Here is a 26035-nt window from a genome sequence, read left to right on the forward strand (position 1 = left end):
CGCCAGCTATTTAAGCTGGCGGATTTTTTATTTAATATTATATCGGTCTACTAAGTAGTTCCAAAACACAGGATAACCAAATGATAAATTCCAGAAGCTTACTCCAGCAAAACCGTATTGATCGACAACATCAAATTTCGCTTTCATACTTCGTAAATCTTCAAACCATACAATATGTTCTTTTTTATCTTTATCCCAATATCTGAAATATGGAGATTCATCCTTTCTGCTGTACTTAATGGCTGCCTGTCTTTTTCCGGCTAGCTGAGTTGCCTGAACAGGGTTCAGAGCTTTCGCAAATTCGCCGCCTGGTTTAAACGGTAGTGTCCAGTCATATCCGTATAGATTAATGCCCATTAATATTTTCTTTGGGTCAATCTCGCTAACAGCATAATCCAACACTTTTTTAACGGAAGCGATTGGACTAACGGCCATTGGAGGTCCACCGCTGTAACCCCATTCATATGTCATCAAAATGACGTAATCCACGATCTCACCATGTGCTTTATAATCATGTGATTCATACCATTCACCGATCTGTGTCGCACTGATCTTTGGTGCGACTGCAGTCATTACGATATACCTTTGCTGATGCATCTTTTCTGTTAAGATTCTTAAAAATTGATTATAAGCTTCTTTATTTTTCTTTCCTAAAAACTCAAAATCAACAGATATTCCTTGGTATCCTTTTTGTTTCATCATAGCTAATGAATTTTCTATCACTTTGTTCGTTATCTCTTTGTTTGTCAGTATCGCCGTACCTACCTCTTCACTGAACTCTCCACCTTTAATATTTGTAATAGACATGAGGGGTTTTACATTTTTATTTTTGGCTTCTCTTAAAAATTCGGTATCATCAAGCGGCTTTAGTTCACCTTTTTCATTTACTTCATAACTGAACATCGTAATATAAGTTAATCCCTTTGCGGCGGCTGCGAAATTTTCTTTTGCTTTTGGAACGGGTTCGGCAAATGCATTTGTCGTTATATCTTTTTTTGTTCGTTCAGGAACATTTAACTGCTTTCCGGCAGCTAAATTCATATCCGTAACACCTGGATTCGCCTGCTGCAGCTGTGCGACAGAAACCCCAATCATATCCCCGATCTCTTTCAGAGTATCTCCAGGCTGGACCGTATAGGTAAAAGGTGTAGGGATAAATAGTGTCTGGCCGACAGTTAGCTTGTCTTTTGATGTCAGCCTGTTTACCACAGCGAGCTCTTGCCATGGAAGTCTATAGTACTGCGAAAGCTTCCATAAGGAATCGCCTTTTTTCACCACATGAATCTGCATGTTACCCCTCCTTGAAACATCTCATGCTTTCATCATATGTCCAAGTGCCTTGTCCTTATGTTTTCCGCTTTAAAAGTATGACACTTTTCTTTTCCCATTCTGAAAATAATTCACTTAATTGAATAAAAGATTGATAATGATCCGGTTGTTCTTCAATAAATGAAAGGCGTTCTATTACATTTACAGGAAGTTGATCCAGTTCCTTTACGGTCTCTTTCCACTTTATCAGGTCCTTTTCATTGACAGTTTTACTGTTACCGTAGAATAAAGCCGTCAAAAACCGCTGAAAAAAGTAGATCATCGGTTCTTTTGCTTTATTTCGATTGCGTTCTTTAAAATAAGCCGCTATAGAAGGACTTTTTTCCTTCCATTCTTTAATAATCTCTATCAATTGTTCTGTATTTTGCTCCAATTGAGCTCCCTCCTTTTATCAAAAAGACTTAATCATATAAAAATCAGTCATGATCATATAAAAACATGAGCCCATTACATAAAAAATGAAGATAATCACATAAAAAATGCCTTTTCCAATTATTACCATTCAATTAAGAAAAATCTTAAAAAAACTGACTCAAGAGGTGGAATTTCCTCATTTGAGTCAGCGTATGATAATTCGTAATGTCATTTCTTCTTCTCTTTTTGATTCATCCGCTTTTTACCTTCGCGGCAGATGGAAAGTAGCGGACATTCAGGACAATTAGGTTTTTGCGCCTTACAATGATACCTTCCAAAGAAAATAAGACGGTGGTGTGTTGCTCCCCATAGGTCTTTAGGAATCTTTTTCATCAGCGTTTCTTCGACTTGCAAGACAGAATCCTTCCACCTGCAGATTCCAAGTCTTTTAGAGACGCGTTCAACATGTGTATCTACCGCAATCGCAGGTACATCATAAGCAACAGAAACAACTACGTTCGCTGTTTTTCTTCCTACACCTGGAAGCTTTGTCAGCTCATCACGGTCTTTTGGAATTTCTCCTCCGTATTCATTTAGCACGAGCTCACTTAATTTTTGAATGTTCTTCGCCTTGTTGCGATAGAGTCCGATTGATCTAATGTCATCTTGAAGTTCTTCGAGAGAAACATCCAAGTAATCTTGAGGCTTCTTATATTTTTCAAAAAGCTTTGGAGTTACTTTATTCACAAGTGCATCAGTACATTGTGCAGATAACAGGACTGCTATCGTCAGCTCGAAAGGATTTGAGTGATGCAGCTCACAATGAGCATCTGGAAACATGTCCTCGATCTGTTCCAGGCAAAATTGAATCTGAGCTTTGTTTAACACGTTTACATTCCTCCTGTAATGAAAAAGAAGACCCAGTTTTATCAGGGTCTGTTTGTTTTGCAGTTATGATTCAAGCCAATTATAAACGGGCCGTTTTAATTCACTGTCTTTTCTTGGTTTATCAGATTGGCCAGATTTTTGCAGCTGTCTAACACGGAATTTCTCTCCATACTGCTTTGCAGCTTCAGGAGTCTTTATTCCGTTTTTCTTCCACTCAAAAAGAATACGATCGATATATCTGAAGTTGAGCTTGCCAGACAAAACGGATTCCTTTAATGCAGTTAGTATGAGTTCTGGAGATTGCTGGTCTTCATCCATCCAAATTTTTAATGTTTCAAGCTCCATTGGTGATAGCGGGCGGCCGAATTCTTTTTCGAATAAAACAAATACATTCTGCTCAAGCTGTTCTTTATTCGTCTCTTTCTGTATTTGTTCCTCTTCTTTTAAACTATCCATTAGCCTGTTCCATAACGGCTGTAAGGTATACGCTTCAAAATAAACGCCTTTTTCTTTATCTTCGTACTGTTCCATCCCTAGAAGACCTCTCCCTACTAATGAACGAAGCATTGAAGACATCTCATGAGATGAAGTTGTCATCCTTTCAGCTAGTTCTATTGGAGTGGGAAAATAGTTTCCGGACTCAATAAAGACATGAAGCTGTATGAACAACATACATTCATTGTCCGAAAGTCCAATTTTTTTATAAGATTTTAAAAGCATATTTGGTATGCTGACTGATCCTTCTGACATCCATTTTTCAAATAACATTCCGTTCACTTGCAACACCTCTTGTACCATTATAGCATAAGAACTTGCTCTATCTTTTTATAAAGCCAAGAAAAAAACCTCCCTGCAGCAGGGAGATTTTTCATATTTATTAAGGATATAAACGGTTTAACAAACGAGGGAACGGGATCGTTTCACGCACGTGTTCCGCACCTGAAATCCATGCAACTGTTCGTTCTAAGCCAAGACCAAATCCAGAATGAGGTACGCTTCCGTATTTTCTAAGCTCCAGATACCACTTATAAGCATCATCTGTCAGTCCGTGTTCTTCATAACGCTGCTCCATTAGAGCAAGGTCGTCAATACGCTGGCTTCCTCCGATAATCTCTCCATAACCTTCAGGAGCGATCAAGTCTGCACATAAAACAACATCTTCGCGGTTAGGATCAGGCTTCATATAGAACGCCTTAATGTCTTTAGGATAATTTGTAATGAATACCGGTTTATCAAAGCTCTCAGCAATCGCTGTTTCGTGCGGCGCACCAAAATCGTCACCCCACTCGATATCATCAAACCCTTTTTCTTTTAACATTTTAATCGCATCATCATAAGAAACACGCGGGAAAGGTGCTATAACGTTCTCTAGTTTCGAAACATCACGTCCGAGTGTTTTCAGCTCGTTTTCACAGCGCTTGATCACAGATTGGACAATATGTGAGATGAACTGCTCCTGAATTTCAAGAGATTCTTCGTGTTCAACGAATGCCATCTCAGGTTCGATCATCCAGAACTCGATCAAGTGACGGCGTGTCTTAGACTTCTCAGCTCGGAAAGTTGGTCCGAAAGAATATACTTTCCCTAATGCCATCGCTGCAGCTTCCATATAAAGCTGTCCGCTTTGAGAAAGATATGCATCTTCTTCAAAGTATTTTGTATGGAACAATGAAGTAGTTCCTTCAGCAGAGCTTCCTGTAAGAATAGGAGGGTCTACTTTTACAAAATCATTGTTATAGAAAAACTCGTTTACAGCATGTATGATCTCGTTTCTGATCTTTAAAATGCTGTGCTGGCGCTTTGAACGAATCCACAGATGACGGTGATCCATCAAAAATTCTGTGCCATGCTCTTTCGGTGTGATCGGGTAATCTACCGCTTGATGCAGTACTTCAACATCTGTGACTTCAAGTTCCACACCAAGTGATGAACGCTCGTCCTCTTTTACAGTACCTGTTACGTAAAGACTGGATTCTTGAGTCAACCCTTTAGCTTTTGTAAAAATTTCTTCACCAACTTCGCTTTTTACAACGACACCTTGAACAAATCCTGTTCCGTCACGCAGCTGCAAGAAAGCAATTTTTCCAGAAGAACGTTTATTAGAGAGCCATGCACCAATCGTTACAGACTCACCAACATGTTCACGTAGTTTTTGAATAGTAGTTTTCACAAAATGTACCTCCACTGTTTCTAAAATCTGCCTCTATCAAAAAATTATGAATGACCGCTCATCAAAAATCAATCTTTCTTTGAATGGCGGACGATAAAACGTTCAATTCGGTCAAGTGCTTCCATGATCGTATCCAATGAAGTAGCGTATGAAAGCCGAACATTATCAGGAGCACCAAAGCCTGATCCTGGAACAAGCGCAACTTTCTCTTCCTCCAAGATTGCTTCAACCCATTCGTCTACTGTTGAGAAGCCTGTATTCTTTACAGCTTCTTTTGCATTCGGGAACAGATAGAACGCACCATTTGGTTTAACACAGCTAATGCCAGGCAATGTAATCAGACGCTCATAAACTTTGTTCATACGTTCTTCAAAAGCTTGACGCATCTCTTCAACCGGCTCTTGTGTACCATTGTAAGCAGCTAAAGCTCCATGCTGAGAAATAGTTGTTGGATTGGATGTACTGTGGCTATCCAAGTTTGTCATAGCCTTAATAATCTTAGCGTTTCCGGCTGCAAATCCGATTCTCCATCCTGTCATCGCATGTGACTTTGAAAGACCATTAATGATGATCGTCTGCTCTTTCAGTTCTGGTGAAAGTTCAGCAATGGATGTATGTTTCGCCTCGCCATAGATTAATTTTTCATAGATTTCATCGGAAACGATCAATACGTCTTCTTGAAGGCAGACTTCACCGATCGCTTTCAGCTCGTCAGCTGTGTAAAGCGAACCAGTCGGATTGCTGGGTGAATTTAAAATAAGCGCTTTTGTCTGTTTTGTGATTGATGTTTTCAAATCTTCTGCTGTAATCTTGAATTGATTCTCTTCTTTTCCTTCTACGTAAACTGGAACTCCGCCTGCAAGTTTAACTTGTTCAGGGTAGCTTACCCAGTAAGGAATAGGGATGATCACTTCGTCTCCTTCATCGATTATTGCTTGGAACAAGGAATAAAGTGAATGTTTAGCTCCTGTACTCACGATGATTTCAGAAGTTTCATATGTTAGCCCTTGATCTTCCTTTAATTTGTTTGTGATCGCTTTTTTAAGCGAAAGAAGACCGCCAGAAGCTGTATACTTTGTATGTCCTTCTTTCATAGACTGATAAGCAGCTTCAATAATATGTATTGGAGTATTAAAATCCGGCTCTCCTGCACCAAGACCGATTACATTGTGCCCTTCTGCTTTAAGTGCGTTTGCCTTTGCTGTAATTGCCAATGTTGTTGAAGGTGTCAATGCCTCCACACGTTTTGCAAGCTTCATTAAAATATCCCTCCACTATTTATTGTTCTGATTCTTTAAGCCGATAGATCTCATACCGTTTACCTGTTTCAAAGTATCCATAATAATACGTATAGCGATTTTGATCATCGATGTATACAACTTCCCATAATGGAATCTCATCTTCCATGCCTAATCGGCTGTCAATGATTTTTTCAGCATTATGGTTTTTTTTCACATAATCAATCATCTGTTTTTCTGAAAGCCCTTTTTTAGCAATCTCGGAAAAAATCTCTTTATCTTTTCCTACCCAGACAATCATGTCAGTACCATGCTCGTTCTTGCCTTCAACTACATAATAGGTTTCATTCTTGAAAAAGTGCTCCACATTTGTCACGGATGTGAGATTTTTTTCTATTTTTGCGATTTCAACAGCTTCAGCTTCTTTTTTCTGCGGTTTTGCGTGCACTCCGCTATAAAGATAGTATGTTTGCCAACTTGCTAAAATCAAAATGCCAACAATGATAAGTATCCACTTTTTTCCCATATTTCAGCCTCTCTATGTGCGATAGATTGTAAAAATCATCTTATCTTTATTCTCGTCATCTAACGCAAGCCCAAACATTAAATCCTGATGCTTTAATGTTTTGTTCAATTCTGAAACAACTTTGTACAAATCACTAGACTTGTCTACCTTAACTGTAGAAAGAACCTCGATTTTACTTTCCATTGTTCTTCCTCCTATACTTTGAAACTTATCCCTGTTTACTATAGCAGAAATTCTTTTAAAGTGGTACTTTAGAATGCCTAAAAACAGGGGATTATTCAACGTTAATAAAACATTTCACGGTACGTGTTCTTTTATTTAAGCTCTTTTCTAAAGGCTGTTTGGCATACATTGTTGCTTTTGAAAGTAGTTGATTTCCGCTCCAGGCTGCTCGCTTTCCACGGGGCAGTTCCACTCCAAATCCTTTTAGCTCTAGGCAGTAATTCATTACAACCTTTTCAATTAAACGAAAAGCCGACATCACAAGGTATATTCCCTCTTGTGTGTCAGCTTCTTCTTTCTAATCCATCCAGTCCCTGAGTTCTTCAACGAGTTCGTCGACCGGTTTTATAGAAACCGGCAGTTTAGGCAGTGACTGAATGAATGATTTTCCGTAGCGTGTCTCAATCATCCGGCGGTCAAAAACAAAGACTGCACCTTTATCTCTGCTGCTTCTTACAAGTCGGCCAAAGCCCTGTTTAAAGCGGATGATGGCTTGAGGAAGCGAAAGATCATAGAAGGGATTTCCTCCCTCCGCTTTCAATTTTTCGCTTTTCGCTGCCATTACAGGCTGATCTGGAGGCGTAAAAGGAAGTCTAATAATCACCAGGCAGGAAAGATCATCTCCTGGAATATCAATTCCTTCCCAAAAACTGTTTGTTCCAAAAAGTATAGCGTTATCGAACCGCTGAAAGTTCTTAGTCAGTCTTGCTCTGCTCCCGCTGTCAACACCTTGTGCGATCAGCACGAACTCTTCTTGGTCCATTAACGATTTAAAAGCAGAATGTGTTTCTTTTAACATCTCATACGATGTAAACAGGACGAGCATCCTGCCCTTTGTAACTTTTGCTATCTCATATAAAGAGGTTGAGATTTTGGCAACAAACGTTTTTTGGTCTACTTCATTAATGAGTGGTATATCTGTTGGCACCATAAGCTTTGACTGTTCCTCATACTTAAAAGGTGATGGCAGCTGTGCGTTTAAAGGACCGAAGTCGAGCAGCCCAAGCCGTTCAGATATATAACTGAACTTGTTTTTCACACTCATCGTTGCTGATGTCAATACAACACTGCTTTTTTTGCCAAAGAATTGATCTGCTAGAATCTGATCGATCTCAACCGGTTTTGCGTAAAGAGTAACAGCATGTCTCGGACCTTTTGATTCAGCTTCCATCCAATAAACTTCCTGAGATAATGGACATGACAGAAGGTGATGAAGAACTGCTGCTTCATCCTGCAGATCGTTTAAAAGGCCTTCAACATCAACTAAAAATCCTTTTTGTTTAACAGTAAGATGTTCTTCAAACTGATCAAAGCTCTTTAAAAGACGTTTAACCGGCTTTACCAAATCTGATATATACTGCTTAGCTCTCTCTTCCATCTCAAGTACAGGTTCCCAGAGAGCAGATTCTATGTCTTCTTTCGTATAACGAAGTGTCTGCTTTGTTAACTCTGAAGAACGTGAGGATTTAGCTTTTGTAACACAAATCGTTTTAATTTGCTTAAAAAGATCATCTAGCTCATTTTTAACATCTAGAAAAAGATTGTCCCATTTTGCTAGATATGTTTCATACTTCGGAACTTCCAAAAGATCAGAAAGTTCTCTTAATGTATTAAGCATGCCATCACTTTCAGTCGAGGAAAGTCTGTCCAGCAATTTTAGAAATGTGAAATAATCGGTTTCCTTGCCGAAATGATCGCTCACTACCTCTTCAATATGATGTGCTTCATCCAAGACTGCTTCTTTATAAGACGGAAGCAGCTGTGAGTCGGATTTTAAATCTGTAAACAATAAAGCATGATTCGTAATAACTAGATCTGATTCATGAGCAGCTCTTCTTTGCTTATGATAGTAACATCTCGAGAACCATGGACATCGATGGTTCAAGCATGAATTCGCATCACTTTTCACTGTATTCCAAAACAGTTTTCCGCCGGAAGCCAACGATAGTTCTTCTACATCACCCTGCTCTGTTTCAGTCAGCCATATAATCAATTGAGCCTTTGTAAAGTTCGTATCATAATTGTCTTCATGATGATCCTGAAGAGTATGTTCAAACTTTCTCAAACATAAGTAATGGTTTCTGCCTTTTAAAAGTGTTGCAGTAAAGTCAAAAGGCATAATTTTCTTCAATAAAGGCACATCTCGTTCTAACAGCTGCTGCTGCAATTGAACGGTATGTGTTGAAACCACAAGCGGACGATCCTTTTCCTTTGCAAAACGAACACCAGGTATGAGATAGCCAAGTGATTTACCGACACCTGTACCTGCCTCGATAACAAGATGCTGATTCGTATGAAGGGCTTCATCTACAAGCTCGACCATCTTTTGCTGGCTTTCACGGATCTCATAATGTGCCATGTGTGTTTTTAATTTTTGCTCTAAATCAGATACCCCATAACTTTCGAGATCATCATTAAAATCTTGCTGTTCTAATTTCAATGTCTTCTTAAGAGCTAGTTTACGGAAAAAATCATATGTTTCTTCATCTGCTAAAAAGACAGATTTCTCATTGATGATATCACTTACGATATTTTCTAATGAGCTCTGCAGTTTTTTCACAAATGGAGATAATCGCTCTAACGTCAATAACGGCAAGGTCTCAAGCTTATTTAAAAGATGCATGAGAAGCATAGCCGTTACCTCTGCGTCACTATCTGCCTGGTGGGGATTTTCATGTTCAAGCCCAAGGTATTCCGCAAGCATTCCTAGCTGATATCCATCGGCTCCAAGAAGGAGCAGCCTGGATAACTCTACGGTATCAATTAGAGGCATAGAGAGCGGTGAGTAACCGCAGCGATCCAGCTCTCCCTGTAGGAATGAATAGTCGAACATTACGTTGTGCGCAACAAAATAAGCTCCTTCTAGCATCTGAAGGAGCTTCGGCGCTGCTTCTTCAAATAACGGAGCATCTTTGACCATGTCATCATTGATGCCCGTTAATTGTTCAATAAAAGGGGGGATGGGAACGCCTGGCTGGATGAACGTTGAATATCTGTCCGTTATCTGTCCTGCCTCAACGGCGACCGCTCCAATCTGGATAATCCGGTCTCCTCTTGCTGCTGAATTTCCTGTTGTTTCAAAATCGATAACGACATATCGCCGTGTCATAGCCTTTTCACCTCATTCCCCTGTGGCTATCTTAATAGGTTATTAAAAATTAGTAGATGGTAGCCTCAGGTTCAACACCAAGCATTTCTTGTATCATATTATTCTTGTCCATGATTGCCACTTTTGGCTGATGATTTTTGGCTTCTGCCTCATCATACATAGCATAGGAAATAACAATAATCGTATCTCCTTCTTGAACGAGTCTCGCAGCTGCACCATTTAAACACATCACACCGCTTCCTCTTTTTCCAGGAATAATATAAGTCTCAAAACGCGCACCATTATTATTATTTACAATTTGAACTTTTTCGTTCGGCATCATATCAACCGCATCTAAAATATCTTCATCGATCGTGATGCTTCCAACATAGTTTAAATTAGATTCAGTTACGGTTGCACGGTGTATTTTAGCTTTCATTAAATTACGGAACATTTTTCTTCCTCACTTCCTTGTTTCTCTAGTATGTTGTCGATAATGACATTATCTATAAGTCGTGCTTTGCTGAATCTAACGCTTAATGCGATGATCAGCTTTTTGTCATCTTTAACTGGAGGAAGAAGTTCAGGATATGAGAGAACTTTGCAATACTCAACAGTTCCAGCCGTATGTTCCTCCAAGTATTTTATCATCTTTTCTTCTGTCTCACCACTATCGCAGTTCGATAGCCAGCTCTGCGCTTTCTGTAAAGATTGATACAAGTGGTGAGCTTCTTTTCTTTCTTCTTCCGAAAGATATACATTTCTTGAGCTCATCGCCAGTCCATCAGATTCACGTTTCGTTTCACAGCCAATGATTTCTACTGGAAAATTAAAATCATCAACAAGACCTCGAACTACTGCCACCTGCTGGGCATCTTTCAGACCAAAAAACGCTTTATCCGGTGATACAATGTGAAACAGCTTCGTAAGTACTGTTGCCACCCCGTCAAAATGACCTGTTCTGCTTTTTCCGCAAAGAGCATCGGTTCTTCTGTTTACAGAAACCGTGACAACAGGTTTATCTGGATACATTTCTTTTGTGTCAGGATAAAAAAGAACGTCTGCACCAGCTTCTTCTGCAAGTTTTTTATCACGTTCAAAATCTCGCGGATAACGGTCAAAATCTTCGTTCGGTCCAAATTGCAGCGGATTGACAAAAATACTTACCACAACGATGTCAGCCTCATTCTTCGCACGTTCCATCAGTGAAAGATGCCCTTCATGCAGATAGCCCATAGTTGGTACGAATCCTACCGAATTACCTTCTGTTTTTTCTTGCAGAATATATTTTTGCATGTCTTGGATGCTGTTCAATATAATCATGACTTAACTCCTCCATACAAACGGTCGATCGTTTCTGTTTTCATGTTAAAGCTGTGTTCTTCCTCAGGGAACTTCATCTGCTGTACATCTTCTTTATACTTCTGGAGTCCTGCGACCAGCATATCTTTAACATTTCCGTAGGATTTCACAAATTTTGGTATATGATGAAAACCATATCCGATCATATCGTGATAGACTAAAACCTGGCCATCTGTATGTTTACCTGCACCAATACCTATAACTGGGATAGTCAGTTTCTTTGACGCTATTTCAGCAAGCTGCTGTGGTACGCATTCTAAAACAATCGCAAAAGCTCCAGATTTTTCTAATAAGAGACATTCTTCTAAAAGTCTGTTTGCCTCTTCCTCTTCTTTCGCTTGCACGCTGTAACCGCCCATAACTCCGACCATCTGCGGAGTCAGCCCAAGATGCCCCATCACAGGAACACCTGCGTTCGTCAATGTTTCTATTGTAGAGATTACTTGTTTTCCGCCTTCAAGTTTTACAGCGGATGCGCCGCTTTCCTGCATCATTCTTCTCGCATTGTTCAGCGTCACATCAATTGAGCCATGATAGGTCATAAATGGCATGTCTGTCACGATAAACGTGTCGGCCGCCCCTCGCTTTACCGCTTTTGTATGATGAATCATATCTTCTAGCGTTACTGGAATGGTAGATTCGTATCCCAAAACGACCATTCCGAGAGAATCTCCGACTAATATAAGATCCATTCCAGCCTTTTCACAGATCACAGCAGATGGATAGTCATATGCCGTAACCATTGAAATTTTTTCGCCGTCTCTTTTCATCTTGAGAAAGCTTTTTGTTGTTTTCATACTTTTAGCCTCCCTGTTTTTTAACAGGGCCAGAGTGCAAAAAACCTTCTTCCAAAGAGGAAGAAGGCATAGGAAACATCCCTAGACGTTTTGATTGTTTGCTCCCTCTGTCCCGGTCCTGATTTTGGATCTAGGCAGATATATGGTTTATGTTCAAAAACTCGCAGTACTAGTGCAGTTCCACTGTAAGGATACTGCCTATAAGATTATTTTATCACGTACATAACTTAGTGAGAAGGAAATTCGATATCCGCTGAATAGATTGAATGGATCTCGCCATTGTCATCCTCGAGCAGCAGAACACCTTCATCTGTTATTCCTTTTGCATAGCCTGTAATAGAACCTGTGACAGACCTTGCTGTTATTCTTTTTCCAAGGCTGTAAGCACGCGCTTCCCAAAGAAGCTTTATAACCGCAAAGCCTTTAACCAGGTAGCTTCTATACAGGTTTTCAATCTCTTGCAAAACTGCACCTGCTATTTCAGCTCGCTTATAAGTTTTTCCGCCTTCGATCGCAAGGCTAGTCGCAATTTCTGAGATTTCTTCTGTAAAGTGCTTTTTCTCCTGATTGACATTCATTCCGATTCCAACAATAACAGAATGGATAGAATCGGCTTCTGCCTGAAGCTCAGTTAGAATACCAGCTACTTTTTTCCCTTTGATTAACAGGTCGTTTGGCCACTTGATTGCAGCTTCAAGACCTGTTACTTTTTCAATTGCTCTTGATGCAGCAACAGCAATAAGCAATGTGAGCTGCGGAGCTTTTTGAAGGGGGATTTCTGGACGAAGGATGAGACTCATCCAGATACCGGTTCCAGATGGAGACTGCCACGCTCTCCCAAGCCTTCCTCTTCCGCCTGTCTGTTCATCGGCAAGTACTATGCTTCCTTCAAGAGCACCTTCTCTTGCTAAGCTGTGGGCTATTTCCTGTGTGCTTTTAACAGAAGTTTTGTAAGTAACCTTTTTGCCGAACGTTCCATTACCTGTGTATAAAGAGACTTCCTCTGCAGTTACAAGATCAGGTGATGTGAGAAGACGGTAGCCTCTTTTCTGAACGGCTTCAATCGAATAGCCTGACTTTCTAAGCTCTGATATATGTTTCCATATGGCTGTCCTTGAACAGTTCAAGTTTTCACTTATCTGCTGACCTGAAACAAATTCACCCTCATTTTCAGCCAGCATGTGTAATAATGCTTCTTTCATTCTTTTCCCCACCTTCGCACCCAATCGCTGATCTCCCTTTCAGAAAGAGGGAGTTTACCTTCAACGATTTCTTTTTCTAACTCCTGAAAAAGTTGTCCTACCCACACGCCTGGAGCTTTTTGTTTAATTTTTAAAATGTCCTCACCGTTTAAAGGGATTTCATCTCTGGATTTAATAACAATTTCATTTGCTAGTTGTTTCAGCTTGCTCGCTTGTTCTTCAAAGGATTCATCCTCAAGAAGACATTTTAGCCTTAGACCTGATAGTGCCTCAGTTAAGCCTGTGGTGTACAAATCCATTTTAGTCCATTTAGTTTTTTTATATGAAGAAAGGATGTTTAAAACTGACTGGATAACCTTATTAGGAAGCTTCCATAACTTTAAGAAATCTCTCTCATCATCCACTTTAGTTAACACGATTACAGCCGCCCATCTTTGTTCTTCGCTCTTTAAAGAGCTCCAATCAAATGAGAGCAGGCTGCCTTCGCATATTTCCTCTATAGGGTATGGCATAAACGGGAAGACGCCGCAATTTCGCATTAGTTGCAGTGCTTTTCCTGTTTGTTCGCCTTCAAGCAGTTTCTTGAATTCCACCGTTATTCTTTCTGTAGATATTCTTTTTAGCAATGGTGCATTCTTTTTCAGGGCAAACTTTGTTTCTTCTTCAATGTTCATACCGTACACACTCATAAAACGGAATGCCCGCATGATACGAAGCGGATCTTCAGAGAATCGGTGATCAGGTTTTCCTACAGTCCTGATCTGCAGCTTTTTAAGATCATCTCTTCCATTGAATGGGTCGATAAGCTGAAAATTCTTATCCATGGCCATCGCATTAAAGGTAAAATCTCTCCTCGACAGATCTTCTTCTAATTTCGTGACAAACCACACTTTAGAAGGTCTTCGGAAATCTTCATATTTGTCTTCTTTTCTGAAGGTTGTTACTTCATAAGAGACTTGATTATATCTAACGATGACTGTACCATGTTCAATTCCGACAGGAATCGTTTTTGGGAAGATGCTCTGTATTTCTTCTGGTTTTGCACTAGAAGCTATGTCTATATCCTTTATCGGACGATTTAAACAATAATCCCGAACACATCCTCCTACAAAATAAGCCTTGAAGCCTTTTGATTCGATTTGCTCTATTACATAGGAAGCATCCTCAAATAACTTGTTCATATGAACCTCAACCCTTTACTAAAGAGTTATAGATTTCTTCGTATACACTCACTATTTTTTCAGATAAAAAGTTTTCCCTTACATGTCTAACGGAATTCTCTCTGAAACGTCTATGTCTTTCATCATTTTTTAATAAAGAGATAGCTTTATCTGCCACAGCAGCCGTGTCGCCCACTTCCACCATGTACCCTGTCTCACCATCCACAATCACTTCAGGAATACCGCCGATGCGCGTTCCAATTACAGGCACACCGCAAGCCATCGCTTCTAATAGAACGAGTCCGAAACTTTCTTTTTCTGATAACAGAAGTTTCAGATCACAGATAGAGAATAGTTCGCCTACATTCTCCTGCTTCCCTAAAAATAACACATCATCTTCTATATTAAGTTCACGGACCTGTTCACATGCTACCGTTAATTCAGGGCCGTTTCCGATCAGCAATAACTTTGATGGCATCTCTTTTCTGATCAATGAAAAAGCTTTGATCACATCCTGTATCCGCTTAACGGGTCTGAAGTTAGATATATGTACGATGACTTTTTCATCATCTTGTATTCCATAAGTTTTCTTAAGTTCTGAATTATTATCACGTCTGTAATACACCCGCTCATCAACAAAGTTATGTACAGGAATAATTTCTTTTTGAGTTTTAAGCAGCTGTTCGGTATCCTCTTTTAATTGGTGAGAAACGGCTGTTACTGCATCAGATTTTTCGATGCCGAATTTTATCATCTCACTTAATGAAGGGTCGTATCCTAATACGGTAATATCTGTTCCGTGAAGAGTTGTAAGAATTTTAATATTATCATCTAACATCTGCTTTGCGAGAACAGCGCATACTGCGTGCGGTACAGCATAATGCACGTGCAGAAGATCTAATTTTTCCCGCTTAGCTACCTCTGCCATTTTGCTTGCTAAGGCAAGGTCATAAGGAGGATACTGAAAAACCGAATATTGATTTACTTCCACTTCATGAAAAAAAATGTTCGGATAAAATTTCCCGAGACGAAAAGGTATGCTGGACGCGATGAAGTGTATCTCATGCCCTCTTTCCGCAAGTAATTTTCCTAGTTCAGTAGCAACCACCCCTGACCCGCCGACTGTGGGATAACAGGTGATTCCGATTTTTAGCTTCATAACAATCTCCTTATAAATTGTTGGTCACATAAGTTTGTTCAGGAATAAAACCTTCTGCATAAGCAGTCCCTGCTTCAAGTCCAAACAGCCTGTCTCTTGCTTCAACGCGCTCAATATAGCCGTTTGTGAGCGGTGTATCAACACTGTCCGCAGTTTTTATAAACTGAGAAGGGTATGCTTGCAAAGCTTTTATTTTATATGAATATGCTTCACTGACATTTAGAAACAATGAAGGTCTATCTGTACTGTTAATGAAATAATAAAAAATATTTTTTACTTTATGTGCATCGAGATCATCTGGATCCTTTATATTTTTGATACCAGCTGAAAAAACAGCTTCTTTAACTAGTTTAGCGCAATTCCCATGATCAGGATGGCGGTCGACCCAATAAGGAGCAAAAACATACTCGGGCTTGAACTTTCGGATACAAGAAACCATTCTCAAAATGAATTCTTCTTGTAAGTACAAACCTCTGTCCGGAAGCTGAAGATTCACTCTATTTTTGACACCTAGAATAACTGCTGCTTCTTTGGCTTCTCTTCTCCTGATCTCAACGCTTCCGTTTGATGAGAGCTCAGCTTCTGTTAAGTCACAGATGATAACTTCACGGCCGCTTTCTGTTTCCTTTTTAATTGCTGCTCCCATTCCGATCTCTACATCATCTGCATGTGCACCGAAAGCTAGCCAGTTTTTTAAATTCATTTGTTTTCTGACTCTCTTTCGTCGATTATTCTGCGCCAGTCTAAGTCTCCCCGTTCAAGTGACTTGATAAATAGTTCTGCCGAAGCTAAATTTGTTGCAAGCGGAATTTGGTAAACGTCACACAGGCGCATTAATGCAGACACATCTGGTTCATGCGGCTGCGCTGTTAAAGGGTCTCTGAAAAACAATACGAGATCCAGCTCATTTTCAGCAATTAGTGCACCGATCTGCTGATCACCGCCTAAAGGACCAGACTGTAACAAGTTAATAGAAAGATTTGTGGCTTCGTTTATTTTAGATCCTGTTGTTCCGGTAGCGTATAAAGTATGTTCGATTAAGATGTCCTTATAAGCAATAGTAAAATTAATCATATCGTTTTTCTTTTTATCGTGCGCAATAAGAGCTATTTTCATAATTACACCTCTTATTCCATAATATTTTCAAGACCATACACAAGGCCTTCGACGTTCATAACACTTTCAACAGCCATTTTCACTCCTGGCATGAAAGACGCTCTGTTCATAGAATCATGGCGGATGGTCAACAGCTGTCCTTCTCCGCCAAACATAACTTCTTGGTGAGCTACTAGCCCTGGCAATCTCACACTATGAATCCGGATACCTTGAAGCTCTGCCCCCCTTGCACCTTGCAGATCTTCATTTTCATCTGGATGCCCCTGCCTTTTTTCTTCGCGGACTTCAGTAATGAGCTGAGCAGTCTTGAGTGCAGTACCCGATGGTGCATCAAGCTTTTGATCATGATGCTTCTCAATTATTTCAATATCAGGAAGATATTTTGCAGCCATCTGAGAAAATTTCATCATCAAGATAGCTCCAATCGCAAAGTTTGGTGCGATTATAGCACCAGTATTCTTTTCTTGTGCGAGCTCTGTCAGCCTCTCAAGATCCTCATTAGAAAATCCAGTAGTGCCGATAACCGTTCTTAATCCGTGGTTAAGGGCGATTTCAAGGTGTTTTTTTCCGATATCAGGTCGAGTAAGGTCGACTAATACATCTGCTTCCACCGACTGGATACATCGTTCTAAATCATCGTAAACAGGTGCTTCCATAGAAACAGGAGCCCCTTGCAGATCTTTCACTTGCACTCCGTCATTTTTAGAGTCCACGGCAGCTGCCAGTTCGAAATGAGATGCAGCTTCAATCATCTTTAACGCTTCTGTACCCATCTTTCCGCGGGGACCTGCTAAAATAATTTTTATTTTATCCATTGTTTCTCTCTCCTTCATCAATACGTGTCCATCTGTCTTTATCCCGTGTTTGAAATTTATTCATTACTGTACTAAGTGCTTCATCCAAATCTATATTAAGGGAATTCGCAAGGCATATTAAAACAAAGAACATATCTCCAAGTTCTTCTTCTACTGTTTTTGCATCCTCCGATGACTTTTTTGGTTTTTCACCATAATGGTGATTCACCTCACGAGCTAGTTCACCAAGTTCCTCGGTTAATCTGGCAAGCATTGCAAGAGGGCTGAAATAGCCTTCTTTAAACTGTGATATGTATTGATCTACAACGTCCTGACTTTCTTTTAAAGTACGGTTGGCCATGATGGTGACCCTCCTTATCTTTTTAGTACCACCTTTATGTTATCGGTATTTTTTATGTTTGACAAATTTCATGAAATTTTGATTATAATAGGAAGGCGTGTTTTAAAGAAAGGCTCTATTCTAAAAGATTGTTGCTTATGATCATTTATCTCTTTCACTTTATTGATAAGTTGATTGTAGTGCAAGGTGCTTGCAGACGCAGGAGCACCATCTTTCTTTGACCCGCGGAAAGCGAGCGACATGTAACGGAAATCAACTACTTTCAATAACAACAAAGATTACGAAAACAGCTAAAATAAACAACTCGATTTAGACAGAAAAGAGGCATTATATGATTTATCCTATCAAACTAAAAAATATTCTTTTCATCCTATTTGGTTCTGCTATTTTCTCTTTTGGAATTGTTCATATTAATATGACGAACAATTTAGCAGAAGGCGGTTTTACTGGTATCACACTTATTCTTTATTTTTTGTTTTCCATTGATCCTTCCTATTCTAACCTTGCCTTGAACATCCCATTATTCTTTGTAGGATGGAAACTGCTTGGCAAAAACTCATTCATTTATACAGTTATTGGGACTGTTGCAGTATCTGTCTTCTTATTTATTTTTCAGAGATATTCATCCATTATGATAGACCTGAAAGAAGATATGACACTCGCTGCTCTGTTCGCTGGTGTATTTATCGGCGTCGGCCTCGGTATCATATTCCGCTATGGAGGAACAACGGGGGGAGTTGATATCATTGCACGGCTTGGCCATAAATTCTTAGGCTGGAGTATGGGTAAAACCATGTTTATATTCGATTTTATGGTTATCGCAATTTCACTTGTTTATTTAAATTATCGTGAAGCTATGTATACTCTTGTTGCAGTATTTATTGGAGCACGTGTAATTGATTTTATGCAAGAAGGGGCATACGCCGGAAAAGCAGTGATGGTTGTCTCAGAGAAAAACGCAGAAATTGCTGCGAATATTATGAAGGAACTGGACCGGGGTGCAACTTTATTAAATGGTAAAGGAACATTTACCGGGCAGCTTCGTGAAGTTCTGTATTGTGTAATCGCGAAGAACGAGATCGTTCGTATAAAGCAAGTTATCGAAAGAATAGATCCACATGCCTTTGTGACGGTAAATGATGTTCATGAGGTAATCGGAGAAGGTTTCACTCTCGATGCGGATAAGAACCCTATAGGAAGATAAAAAAACTCCCGAGATATCGGGAGTTTTTCATTAGTCGTCTTGGTTCATTCCTAAGAACATGAATATAAATCGTGCTAATTCCAGCAAAGCAACTAATGCGCCAGCAACATATGTCAATGCTGCAGCGTTTAATACTCTGCGAGCTCCGCGTTCTTCATTGTTGCGAATCATACCAGTTGATACGATTTGGTCCATCGCACGAGAGCTTGCATTAAACTCAACAGGCAATGTTACGAACTGGAACAATACAGCGGCTGACATGAAGATAATTCCCAGCAAGAACAGGTTTGTTGCTTGAAAGAAAATTCCGCCTAATATCAATAAGAATGAAAAGTTCGATCCGATGTTGGCAACAGGTACAAGTGCGTGTCTGAAACGCAGGAAGGCATATCCTTCAGCATCTTGAATAGCATGGCCTACTTCGTGGGCTGCAACAGCAGCACCTGCAATCGAATTTCCATAATAGTTATCTTCAGATAAACGAACTACTTTGCTGCGAGGATCATAGTGATCAGAAAGCATCCCTCTAACAGGTTCTACTTGAACATTATACAGCCCATTTTCATCTAAAATCTGTCTTGCTACTTCTGCACCCGTTTTACCAGTGCTGTTAGCTACTTTTGAATATTTCTTGTACGTACTTTTTACTCTCATTTGCGCCCAAATGGGAACAATGAGCAAAATTGCGAAGTAGATTAAAAATCCACCCATTTTTTGCATTCCTCCATATAAAAAGCTATTGTTACAAACATTTTACGTTTTAACCCTATTGCTTGTCAAAGAATTCGCATTGCCTTATCTCTTTCCAGGCACTCGAAGCTCCTCTTCTTTATCACCTTTATATTTTCTCCAGCCAACATAAAATAATGTCGATGAAATAATTCCGCCAATTGAAAAGATCAGCCAAAACAGAGAAGGCTCTGAATTATCCTTTTTAGCGAAAAAAAGAGCTTCAAAGTCTGCTGCAGCTGCTTCAAGATGTTTCTGATGTTCGGCATCTGTCAAAATTTTAATTCTGTTGGTATCTACATAGGAAACATGTTCATCCAATTTTTCAATCTTGTCGGGACTTAAATCAACCATCAATGCAGGTCTAACTGTTTCATATCGTTCTAAAAGAAGATTTGCTGCTTGATGAAACGCTGTTGAATTTTGATCACCGATTTCTTTTTCCATAGTAATAAACGGTTCGAGCATCATCAGACCAGTCTTTTTCCATAACGGTTCATAATTGGTTTGCAAGGCATCAACAAGGAGACGGACTTCTGTGAGTTTGTTAAGCTTCTTCTCTTTCGTCCATTCTGGATTCTGCAGAGATGTTATTGCATCCGAGAATGTGTATTCTACAAGACGCTGCTGATCAGGTCGTAACGATAGCACATCTTCAATATGGGTGATATTTTCCGAGGTGAATTCAAGAACATCTGCCGCCTCATTATACCTTTCAATTTTACCTAGTTCCCATATTTCACTCGTAAGCTCATTAATCTCTGACCAATCTTTTATCGTTGTATGGTTCGATGCATATACAGGCATCGCAGCTAAAGAAACGATACAAAAAATCAAAACTGTCCATCCTACCCTTTTCATCCGTTGTCCCTCCTGTACCCTTATACTAAAAAGTATGAGAGCTGGGACAAGGTTAGACCTAATTTAAGGCAATAAAGAAATGGCTAGGACTTTCTCATTCGCCAGACAAGAACCACAGATAGTACAGAAAGCCAGAATGTAAGATAACCGATTATTTCTTGATAAGGAGCTAAAACAGGATATCTTGGCATCATCCCAAATACATAATCTACGATTTCGTTATGAAACAGCCATAACGCAGCTGCACAGGCATGCCACATTTTAATTCTATAAAAAGGGGCATACAGTAGACCTTGTACAGCCATTCCGAGGTGAGAGAATATAAGCATATAATTAACGATATTCAAGGGAGTTCCGATAAAAGCTCCGCCTATGTTCATCCCTACTGCCCAGATTCCATATTTAAATAATGATGCCGCTGCAAGTGCTTCAAAAAGGCCATTTTGCTGTTTTAGCAAAAACCCTATAAGAACAAATACAAAGAAAAGTGATGCTGTTGGGCTGTCCGGAACGAACGGGAGAAAATACCACGGAGTTTCAATAAGCTGATAGTAGTACCAAATATAGCCGTAAATCGTGCCTAAGATATTTACGAGCAGAAGAGTCATTAGGAACCATCGTTCTTTGATGATTGCAGAAATCCACGACATTTTTATGCTCCTTTACATTTAGAAAAAAAGCCGGCCCATACCGAGCCGGCTTTCTACATTATTTCTGTTCAAGTTTTGAGATGAACTCTGCTAATTGCTTTAGCTCTTCGTCTGAACCTTTAAACGCGTTTGGCGGCATGCCTGGCGGCTTACCTTCTTTAGCGATTTTCATGATTTCTTCAGGCTTCAAACCTGTTCCAATCAATGATGGACCAGAAGCTCCGCCAGTCAGAGTGTTGCCGTGACAGCCAACACAGCTCTGCTGCTGGTAGATTTGATATCCTGGATCATTTTGGTCAAAGCTTACATCAACAATCTTACCTTGAGTCTTCGCTTTTTCCCAATCATGAGTCACAACGGATTCCCATGTTAAATATGTAACGGAAATCAAACCTAATAGCATTAATCCAGTTGCAATCGGACGTTTAGAAGGACGTCTCTCCAATCCTGTATCTAGGAACGGCGCTAACATTAAAGCACCAAATGCTAGACCAGGAATAATTACTGTACCAATTAGAACATAATCCCCTGCCGCATACTTGTACTTCAAGAGCTGGTATAAAAATAAGAAGTACCAGTCTGGTAGAGGAATATATCCGGCATCGGTAGGATCAGCTTTTTTCTCCAAAGGAGATTCATGAACGATAGTCAATACTAGGTAACCGATTAAGAAAACGGCACCAACCATCCACTCTTTTAAAAGAAAGTTTGGCCAAAATGCTTCTGTTTTTCCCGGGAACTCCGAATAGTCTTTCGGTATATTCGGTTTGCGTTCAGCAGGAACACGAGAGTCTCCGACAAACTTCATTCCTTTACCGCGATGCATATATTTCCCTCCTTTGCTCTCATGAAACTTATAAATCATTGCTGGTTTTTACAACGGTCCGGAAATACCTTGTTTACGGATCATTAAGAAGTGGGCACCCATTAAGCCTAACAATGCTGCAGGAAGGAAGAATACGTGAATCGCAAAGAATCGCGTAAGCGTCTGTGCTCCGATAATCTCTCCGCCGGCAAGGAATGTTTTAGCGATTGGACCAACAACAGGAATTGTCATAGCAATCTCAATCCCTACTTTTGTCGCAAATAGCGCTTTCATATCCCAAGGCAATAGATATCCTGTAAAACCTAAACCTAACATAACAAAGAAAATAAGTACTCCGACAACCCAGTTTAATTCTCTTGGCTTTTTATAAGCTCCCTGGAAGAATACGCGCAATGTATGTAAGAACATCATTACGATAACAAGGCTTGCGCCCCAGTGGTGCATTCCGCGTACGATAACTCCAAATGCCACTTCATTTTGCAGGTAATAAACGGATTCCCATGCATTCACGATATCAGGCACATAGTACATTGTTAAAAACATACCTGAAAGAATTTGAATAACCGTGATAAAGAAAGTTAATCCGCCGAAACAGTAAACAAACGCAGAGAAATGATGTGCGGGGTTTACGTGTTCAGGTACCTCATGGTCTGCAACGTCTCTCCAAAGCGGCGTAATATCCAGGCGCTCATCTACCCAGTCATAAATCTTTTGTAGCATTCATTACGCCCCCTTTCTTGGTTTTGCCTTTCCTAAGTAAAGCTTCCCATCTTTCACCTGGCTGTCATATACATCAAGCGGTGCAAGAGGTGCAGTACCCTTTACGTTTGTTCCATCCTTCGTATAGCGCCCTAAGTGGCAAGGACAGAAAAACTGATTAGGGTGTGATGGATCTGTGTTCCAGTCTACTGTACAGCCTAAGTGTTTACAGATTGGAGAAAGTGCGATGATATCACCGTTCTTCGCTTTATAAACCCAGGCAGATTGAGTAACATCAGACTCGTACCAGCCATCTTTTTGTTTGATTTTAAAGTCGAAACGCTTCGGTTCGTTCGATAGCTCTTCTATACTCGTAACCGCTACCAATTTTTGATCAGAACCCTCTTTTAAAATCGGATCAAGGGCGAAACGGACCATTGGCATAAGCATGCCGGCAGCCATAAATCCGCCAACGCCAGTTAATGTGTAGTTTAAGAACTGACGTCTTGAAATATCTTCCTTTGACATTGTTTTCCCCCCCTTATGCTGTAAATAACGGTCCCTCCGGACTTTTACACACATATTACTAGGACATAAACATGATAGCTTAAGTTGTCTTTTACTGTCAATATGAACATGACGTAATTATCATGAATTTATCCCGCGCTGCCAATCATTAAAGATGAGCTGAAAAAGCGGTTTTACTTGTTCTTTAATAACTTCCAGCCTATATTTTTCATCCATACTTTCAAGAGGCAGCGCAGGAACCCAAAAAAGCTGCCCTGTAATAGTATGTTCAAATTCTTTCCAATACACATCACTAGTCATCAAAAAGATGTGTTTAAAGTGTCCGGAGTCTTTAACATGTTCTAGCAAACTTTTTAATTGCTCGATTGGTGAATGTTCTTTAACATATGTAAAATTAGGAGCTAAAAACATCCTTCCGTGCAGCTGCCGTTCAATTTCGCCGCAAAGCATCTCAGTATATTCCCCCATCGTGACACTGCTCTTAAAATCTTGTTTAAAATCGATGGGGGTTAACGGGATTAACAGACTATCAACATATTCCCCAGATTTTAAAAATACATCTGCATCACTTGTCTTCCATCTCATAATTAGTCTCCTTATGCTATTCCTTATTCTGTTCTATATCGTACCACAATTCTGCTGGTTTTAACTTATTCTATGTAAATATGCATAAGGGTTGTCGGAATTTGGCGACGATGCTGACTCGTGGATATTCGACAAAAACTTGTGGATTAAGGCGGCAAACTTTTGGATTCGGACAGAAAGAAGGCATAATGAACATCACTTGTTCCAAATCTGCTCCTTATATTTGGACATCGATAAACACAAAAAAGGATGACTCAATGAGTCATCCTTTACATTTAAGATGGCTGTTTTTCAAGGTTCTTAAGCTCGGTCGTCCACTTGGTAAAACTATCATAATCTTTTTGATCTAATGCTTCATCGATCTTAGCCATAATATCGTTTTTACGATAAGTTTCAATAGACTTTTCTAGAATCATCTCAGCCCATATGCCGTACTTTTTGTCCATGGACATATTTTGAGGCAGGTGCGGGTTCTCTTCCAGCACTGAGGCATACTCAGGTGTAAGTCTCGAAGCATTAAAGTTGAGCTCCAAATAAATTTCTTCTTCCTGATTTAAACGAATATCATGGAAAGACTTTTCTGCATCCGTTGTTAAAACATTTTGTTTGTAAAACCGGAATGGAACACCATCTGTACATTGAGTAGACATGATAATAGCTTTAGGACAATACTCTGCTTTTTCAACAAAATGAACTTTTTCCATCAGCTGGTCATCACTGACTAAATAATTTAAAAGCCATACACATTCGCGCTTCTTTAACTGATAATGATTAAGGAACCATTTGATAAAATCCTTCTTTTCAAGGACCGAAACGGTGCTGCTCATTGCAATCCCCCCATCATTCAAAAACACGTCTTATTTATAATATTTATATTCTCTCATTGCTCTTAAAATCCTTCTTTGCTTCAGAAAGTTTTAAAATTCTTCCAATCTGTTTAAAACATCCTCGATATCCGCTCTTTCAGGATTCATTGTTAGCAAGAACTTCATTATTTTTTTAGCTTCTTCCTGTTTTCCTTCTTCTAATAAAAAATAAGCATATTCTTCTAAAAACACGGGATCATCCTGAAAAAGCTGTGCAGCTTTTTCATACCATATTAAAGCTTCATTAAAATCCTCTGTTTCCTTATTAGCGGTTGCTAGATGCCAATACATAAGAGGAATTTCTTCTTTTGTTTCCGTAAGCGGCTTGTAGAGGCTTATAATATCTTCAAATCTCTCCTCGCGTAAATATTGATCACCTAAGCGCAGCAAGGGCTCAATAAGGGCTGGATTTAACGCGAGTGCTTTCTTTACCCATTCTTCACCTTGATCTGGATTATGCATCTTATAAGCGAGTCTCGCAGCCTGCAAGTATATGTTTTCGTTATGTTCATCTCTTTTCAAGCCATCTTGGATAACTTGGTACGCTTCATCCAATGCTCCTTCTTCCTCATAAGATTCAGAAAGAACGCTGTATAGCGTCGTATAATCTGGATCCATATCCTTCAATTCTTCTAGAGCTGAAATGGCTTCTTTAAATTCACCTGCTTTAAAAGCAGTAACTCCATGACCAAACAAGCTATATAGATCTTTATGATGGTCAAGACCTTTTCTGTAAAACGGAAGTGCCTCCTCAAATTTTCCTGCACGGCTCAATGCCTCTGCATATCTTAATGGAAGATCTTCGATTTCAGCATTATTATCAATGGCTTTTTGAAAAAGCGGCAGACTTGAATCGAACTTTCCTTGTCTTAAATAAAAATCTCCCAATGCATATGAAAGTATAGGGTGTTCGGTATCTTTTTGATGTGCGTCCATTAATTTTCGTTCTGCAACTTCAGTTAAACCCATTCCTTCATAAAGGTCTGCTTGAAGAATTAATGCCCTTAAATACTCATCGTCATTCTTATCAACCTGCTCTAAATAACTGATTGCTTCTTCATCCATACCTTCATCCAGACAGCATTCAGCAATAGATACAAGAAGCTCTCCGTCTCCAGGGTATTTCTTCAGCAAGTTTTTCAGCATGTTCATAGCTTTTGAAGTGTGTCCCCAATCCAGATATACTTCAGCAATCTCAAATTGTTCTGCATCGTTTGCATTTTGTGCTAATTGTTCTAATAGAGACATGCCTTTTTCTACATCTCCATGTTCTACGAGTCTAATCGCATCTTGGATTGTGTTCAATACATAAAACCCCTTT

Annotated in this window: 29 protein-coding genes; 1 reads left to right on the top strand and 28 read right to left on the bottom strand. The window is 39.6% G+C overall.

Going from position 1 to position 26035, the window contains the following annotated elements; all coding sequences use genetic code 11:
• Positions 1-27: 27 nt before the first annotated feature.
• The 19 genes from ABE41_RS11640 to ABE41_RS11735 all read right to left on the bottom strand — a co-directional run bounded on the left by ABE41_RS11640 (position 28) and on the right by ABE41_RS11735 (position 17766).
• On the bottom strand, positions 28-1290 hold the full coding sequence (locus ABE41_RS11640; protein WP_066290366.1) for a glycosyl hydrolase family 18 protein: 1263 nt from the start codon (positions 1288-1290) through the stop codon (positions 28-30).
• A 55-nt stretch (positions 1291-1345) separates the two neighbouring features.
• Positions 1346-1702: a YpoC family protein gene (locus ABE41_RS11645; protein WP_066290369.1), complete on the bottom strand. Its 357-nt coding sequence runs from the start codon at positions 1700-1702 to the stop codon at positions 1346-1348.
• 209 nt (positions 1703-1911) lie between these two features.
• Entirely contained in the window at positions 1912-2571 is a 660-nt protein-coding gene (nth, locus tag ABE41_RS11650) for an endonuclease III (RefSeq protein ID WP_066290371.1), read from the bottom strand.
• 63 nt (positions 2572-2634) lie between these two features.
• A complete protein-coding gene (locus ABE41_RS11655; protein ID WP_066294810.1) occupies positions 2635-3339 on the bottom strand; it encodes a DnaD domain-containing protein in 705 nt (234 codons plus the stop codon).
• 109 nt (positions 3340-3448) lie between these two features.
• Positions 3449-4741 carry an asparagine--tRNA ligase gene (asnS, locus tag ABE41_RS11660; protein ID WP_066290374.1) on the bottom strand — a complete coding sequence of 431 codons (1293 nt, stop codon included), beginning with the start codon at positions 4739-4741 and terminating at the stop codon, positions 3449-3451.
• Between the two features lie 68 nt (positions 4742-4809).
• Positions 4810-6000: a pyridoxal phosphate-dependent aminotransferase gene (locus ABE41_RS11665; protein WP_066290376.1), complete on the bottom strand. Its 1191-nt coding sequence runs from the start codon at positions 5998-6000 to the stop codon at positions 4810-4812.
• 19 nt (positions 6001-6019) lie between these two features.
• Positions 6020-6505 carry a cell wall elongation regulator TseB-like domain-containing protein gene (locus ABE41_RS11670; protein WP_066290379.1) on the bottom strand — a complete coding sequence of 162 codons (486 nt, stop codon included), beginning with the start codon at positions 6503-6505 and terminating at the stop codon, positions 6020-6022.
• A gap of 12 nt (positions 6506-6517) precedes the next feature.
• The gene (locus ABE41_RS11675) at positions 6518-6688 is read right to left on the bottom strand and encodes a YpmA family protein (protein WP_066290382.1); all 171 of its coding nucleotides are present in this window, start codon (positions 6686-6688) and stop codon (positions 6518-6520) included.
• Between the two features lie 337 nt (positions 6689-7025).
• A complete protein-coding gene (gene dinG / locus ABE41_RS11685) occupies positions 7026-9836 on the bottom strand; it encodes an ATP-dependent DNA helicase DinG (protein WP_066290386.1) in 2811 nt (936 codons plus the stop codon).
• A gap of 49 nt (positions 9837-9885) precedes the next feature.
• Positions 9886-10269 carry an aspartate 1-decarboxylase gene (gene panD / locus ABE41_RS11690; protein ID WP_066290389.1) on the bottom strand — a complete coding sequence of 128 codons (384 nt, stop codon included), beginning with the start codon at positions 10267-10269 and terminating at the stop codon, positions 9886-9888.
• Positions 10254-11138, bottom strand: coding sequence for a pantoate--beta-alanine ligase (gene panC / locus ABE41_RS11695; RefSeq protein WP_066290392.1), 885 nt, complete (start codon positions 11136-11138; stop codon positions 10254-10256). The genes panD and panC overlap by 16 nt, the downstream gene beginning before the upstream one ends.
• A complete protein-coding gene (gene panB, locus ABE41_RS11700; protein WP_066290394.1) occupies positions 11135-11974 on the bottom strand; it encodes a 3-methyl-2-oxobutanoate hydroxymethyltransferase in 840 nt (279 codons plus the stop codon). Before panB ends, panC begins: the two co-directional genes overlap by 4 nt.
• A 227-nt stretch (positions 11975-12201) precedes the next feature.
• Entirely contained in the window at positions 12202-13188 is a 987-nt protein-coding gene (locus ABE41_RS11705; RefSeq protein ID WP_156774350.1) for a biotin--[acetyl-CoA-carboxylase] ligase, read from the bottom strand.
• The gene (locus tag ABE41_RS11710; RefSeq protein WP_066290398.1) at positions 13173-14357 is read right to left on the bottom strand and encodes a CCA tRNA nucleotidyltransferase; all 1185 of its coding nucleotides are present in this window, start codon (positions 14355-14357) and stop codon (positions 13173-13175) included. Before ABE41_RS11710 ends, ABE41_RS11705 begins: the two co-directional genes overlap by 16 nt.
• Before the next feature lie 7 nt (positions 14358-14364).
• Complete coding sequence (gene bshA, locus ABE41_RS11715) at positions 14365-15495, bottom strand: N-acetyl-alpha-D-glucosaminyl L-malate synthase BshA (protein WP_066290404.1); 1131 nt, start codon at positions 15493-15495, stop codon at positions 14365-14367.
• 10 nt (positions 15496-15505) lie between these two features.
• Positions 15506-16198 (bottom strand): bacillithiol biosynthesis deacetylase BshB1, encoded by a 693-nt coding sequence (gene bshB1, locus ABE41_RS11720; protein WP_066290406.1) that lies wholly within the window; start codon positions 16196-16198, stop codon positions 15506-15508.
• Entirely contained in the window at positions 16195-16611 is a 417-nt protein-coding gene (gene mgsA / locus ABE41_RS11725) for a methylglyoxal synthase (protein WP_066290408.1), read from the bottom strand. The genes bshB1 and mgsA overlap by 4 nt, the downstream gene beginning before the upstream one ends.
• Before the next feature lie 11 nt (positions 16612-16622).
• On the bottom strand, positions 16623-17426 hold the full coding sequence (dapB, locus tag ABE41_RS11730; protein WP_066290411.1) for a 4-hydroxy-tetrahydrodipicolinate reductase: 804 nt from the start codon (positions 17424-17426) through the stop codon (positions 16623-16625).
• On the bottom strand, positions 17419-17766 hold the full coding sequence (locus ABE41_RS11735; RefSeq protein WP_066290414.1) for a nucleotide pyrophosphohydrolase: 348 nt from the start codon (positions 17764-17766) through the stop codon (positions 17419-17421). The genes dapB and ABE41_RS11735 overlap by 8 nt, the downstream gene beginning before the upstream one ends.
• Before the next feature lie 331 nt (positions 17767-18097).
• Here ABE41_RS11735 and ABE41_RS11740 point away from each other — a divergent pair, with 331 nt between their 5' ends.
• Positions 18098-18970 (top strand): YitT family protein, encoded by an 873-nt coding sequence (locus tag ABE41_RS11740; RefSeq protein ID WP_066290417.1) that lies wholly within the window; start codon positions 18098-18100, stop codon positions 18968-18970.
• Positions 18971-19000: 30 nt separating this feature from the next.
• Here the strand turns inward: ABE41_RS11740 and ABE41_RS11745 are convergent, their stop codons facing one another.
• The 9 genes from ABE41_RS11745 to ABE41_RS11785 form a co-directional block, all read right to left on the bottom strand.
• On the bottom strand, positions 19001-19681 hold the full coding sequence (locus ABE41_RS11745) for a zinc metallopeptidase (RefSeq protein WP_066290419.1): 681 nt from the start codon (positions 19679-19681) through the stop codon (positions 19001-19003).
• A gap of 84 nt (positions 19682-19765) precedes the next feature.
• On the bottom strand, positions 19766-20560 hold the full coding sequence (locus ABE41_RS11750) for a sporulation protein YpjB (RefSeq protein ID WP_066290422.1): 795 nt from the start codon (positions 20558-20560) through the stop codon (positions 19766-19768).
• An 83-nt stretch (positions 20561-20643) separates the two neighbouring features.
• Complete coding sequence (locus ABE41_RS11755) at positions 20644-21210, bottom strand: lipoprotein heptaprenylglyceryl N-acetyltransferase LhaT (RefSeq protein ID WP_066290424.1); 567 nt, start codon at positions 21208-21210, stop codon at positions 20644-20646.
• 58 nt (positions 21211-21268) lie between these two features.
• Positions 21269-22036, bottom strand: a complete 768-nt coding sequence (locus ABE41_RS11760; RefSeq protein ID WP_066290426.1) for a menaquinol-cytochrome c reductase cytochrome b/c subunit — start codon at positions 22034-22036, stop codon at positions 21269-21271.
• A gap of 48 nt (positions 22037-22084) precedes the next feature.
• Complete coding sequence (qcrB, locus tag ABE41_RS11765; protein ID WP_066241815.1) at positions 22085-22756, bottom strand: menaquinol-cytochrome c reductase cytochrome b subunit; 672 nt, start codon at positions 22754-22756, stop codon at positions 22085-22087.
• Positions 22757-22759: 3 nt separating this feature from the next.
• Positions 22760-23263, bottom strand: coding sequence for a QcrA and Rieske domain-containing protein (locus tag ABE41_RS11770; protein WP_066290429.1), 504 nt, complete (start codon positions 23261-23263; stop codon positions 22760-22762).
• Between the two features lie 120 nt (positions 23264-23383).
• Positions 23384-23848, bottom strand: coding sequence for a YpiF family protein (locus ABE41_RS11775; RefSeq protein WP_066290432.1), 465 nt, complete (start codon positions 23846-23848; stop codon positions 23384-23386).
• A gap of 275 nt (positions 23849-24123) precedes the next feature.
• On the bottom strand, positions 24124-24675 hold the full coding sequence (locus ABE41_RS11780; RefSeq protein WP_066290437.1) for a ReoY family proteolytic degradation factor: 552 nt from the start codon (positions 24673-24675) through the stop codon (positions 24124-24126).
• 90 nt (positions 24676-24765) lie between these two features.
• Entirely contained in the window at positions 24766-26019 is a 1254-nt protein-coding gene (locus ABE41_RS11785; RefSeq protein ID WP_083207778.1) for a tetratricopeptide repeat protein, read from the bottom strand.
• Positions 26020-26035 lie beyond the last annotated feature (16 nt).

This window comes from Fictibacillus arsenicus, from assembly GCF_001642935.1.
In the GTDB taxonomy this organism is placed as follows: domain Bacteria; phylum Bacillota; class Bacilli; order Bacillales; family Fictibacillaceae; genus Fictibacillus; species Fictibacillus arsenicus_B.

Coding starts and splice junctions, on each gene's coding strand:
- mgsA (WP_066290408.1), bottom strand. CDS start 16,611: ATGAAAATAGCTCTTATTGCGCACGATAAAAAGAAAAACGATATGATT.
- ABE41_RS11740 (WP_066290417.1), top strand. CDS start 18,098: ATGATTTATCCTATCAAACTAAAAAATATTCTTTTCATCCTATTTGGT.
- bshB1 (WP_066290406.1), bottom strand. CDS start 16,198: ATGAATTTAAAAAACTGGCTAGCTTTCGGTGCACATGCAGATGATGTA.
- ABE41_RS11735 (WP_066290414.1), bottom strand. CDS start 17,766: ATGGCCAACCGTACTTTAAAAGAAAGTCAGGACGTTGTAGATCAATAC.
- bshA (WP_066290404.1), bottom strand. CDS start 15,495: ATGAAGCTAAAAATCGGAATCACCTGTTATCCCACAGTCGGCGGGTCA.
- panC (WP_066290392.1), bottom strand. CDS start 11,138: ATGATTATATTGAACAGCATCCAAGACATGCAAAAATATATTCTGCAA.
- dapB (WP_066290411.1), bottom strand. CDS start 17,426: ATGGATAAAATAAAAATTATTTTAGCAGGTCCCCGCGGAAAGATGGGT.
- panB (WP_066290394.1), bottom strand. CDS start 11,974: ATGAAAACAACAAAAAGCTTTCTCAAGATGAAAAGAGACGGCGAAAAA.
- ABE41_RS11780 (WP_066290437.1), bottom strand. CDS start 24,675: ATGAGCAGCACCGTTTCGGTCCTTGAAAAGAAGGATTTTATCAAATGG.
- ABE41_RS11710 (WP_066290398.1), bottom strand. CDS start 14,357: ATGAACAAGTTATTTGAGGATGCTTCCTATGTAATAGAGCAAATCGAA.
- ABE41_RS11670 (WP_066290379.1), bottom strand. CDS start 6,505: ATGGGAAAAAAGTGGATACTTATCATTGTTGGCATTTTGATTTTAGCA.
- ABE41_RS11755 (WP_066290424.1), bottom strand. CDS start 21,210: ATGTCGTGGATTTCTGCAATCATCAAAGAACGATGGTTCCTAATGACT.
- ABE41_RS11745 (WP_066290419.1), bottom strand. CDS start 19,681: ATGGGTGGATTTTTAATCTACTTCGCAATTTTGCTCATTGTTCCCATT.
- ABE41_RS11665 (WP_066290376.1), bottom strand. CDS start 6,000: ATGAAGCTTGCAAAACGTGTGGAGGCATTGACACCTTCAACAACATTG.
- ABE41_RS11750 (WP_066290422.1), bottom strand. CDS start 20,560: ATGAAAAGGGTAGGATGGACAGTTTTGATTTTTTGTATCGTTTCTTTA.
- panD (WP_066290389.1), bottom strand. CDS start 10,269: ATGTTCCGTAATTTAATGAAAGCTAAAATACACCGTGCAACCGTAACT.
- dinG (WP_066290386.1), bottom strand. CDS start 9,836: ATGACACGGCGATATGTCGTTATCGATTTTGAAACAACAGGAAATTCA.
- ABE41_RS11675 (WP_066290382.1), bottom strand. CDS start 6,688: ATGGAAAGTAAAATCGAGGTTCTTTCTACAGTTAAGGTAGACAAGTCT.
- ABE41_RS11770 (WP_066290429.1), bottom strand. CDS start 23,263: ATGTCAAAGGAAGATATTTCAAGACGTCAGTTCTTAAACTACACATTA.
- ABE41_RS11760 (WP_066290426.1), bottom strand. CDS start 22,036: ATGCATCGCGGTAAAGGAATGAAGTTTGTCGGAGACTCTCGTGTTCCT.
- ABE41_RS11655 (WP_066294810.1), bottom strand. CDS start 3,339: ATGTTATTTGAAAAATGGATGTCAGAAGGATCAGTCAGCATACCAAAT.
- ABE41_RS11640 (WP_066290366.1), bottom strand. CDS start 1,290: ATGCAGATTCATGTGGTGAAAAAAGGCGATTCCTTATGGAAGCTTTCG.
- ABE41_RS11775 (WP_066290432.1), bottom strand. CDS start 23,848: ATGAGATGGAAGACAAGTGATGCAGATGTATTTTTAAAATCTGGGGAA.
- qcrB (WP_066241815.1), bottom strand. CDS start 22,756: ATGCTACAAAAGATTTATGACTGGGTAGATGAGCGCCTGGATATTACG.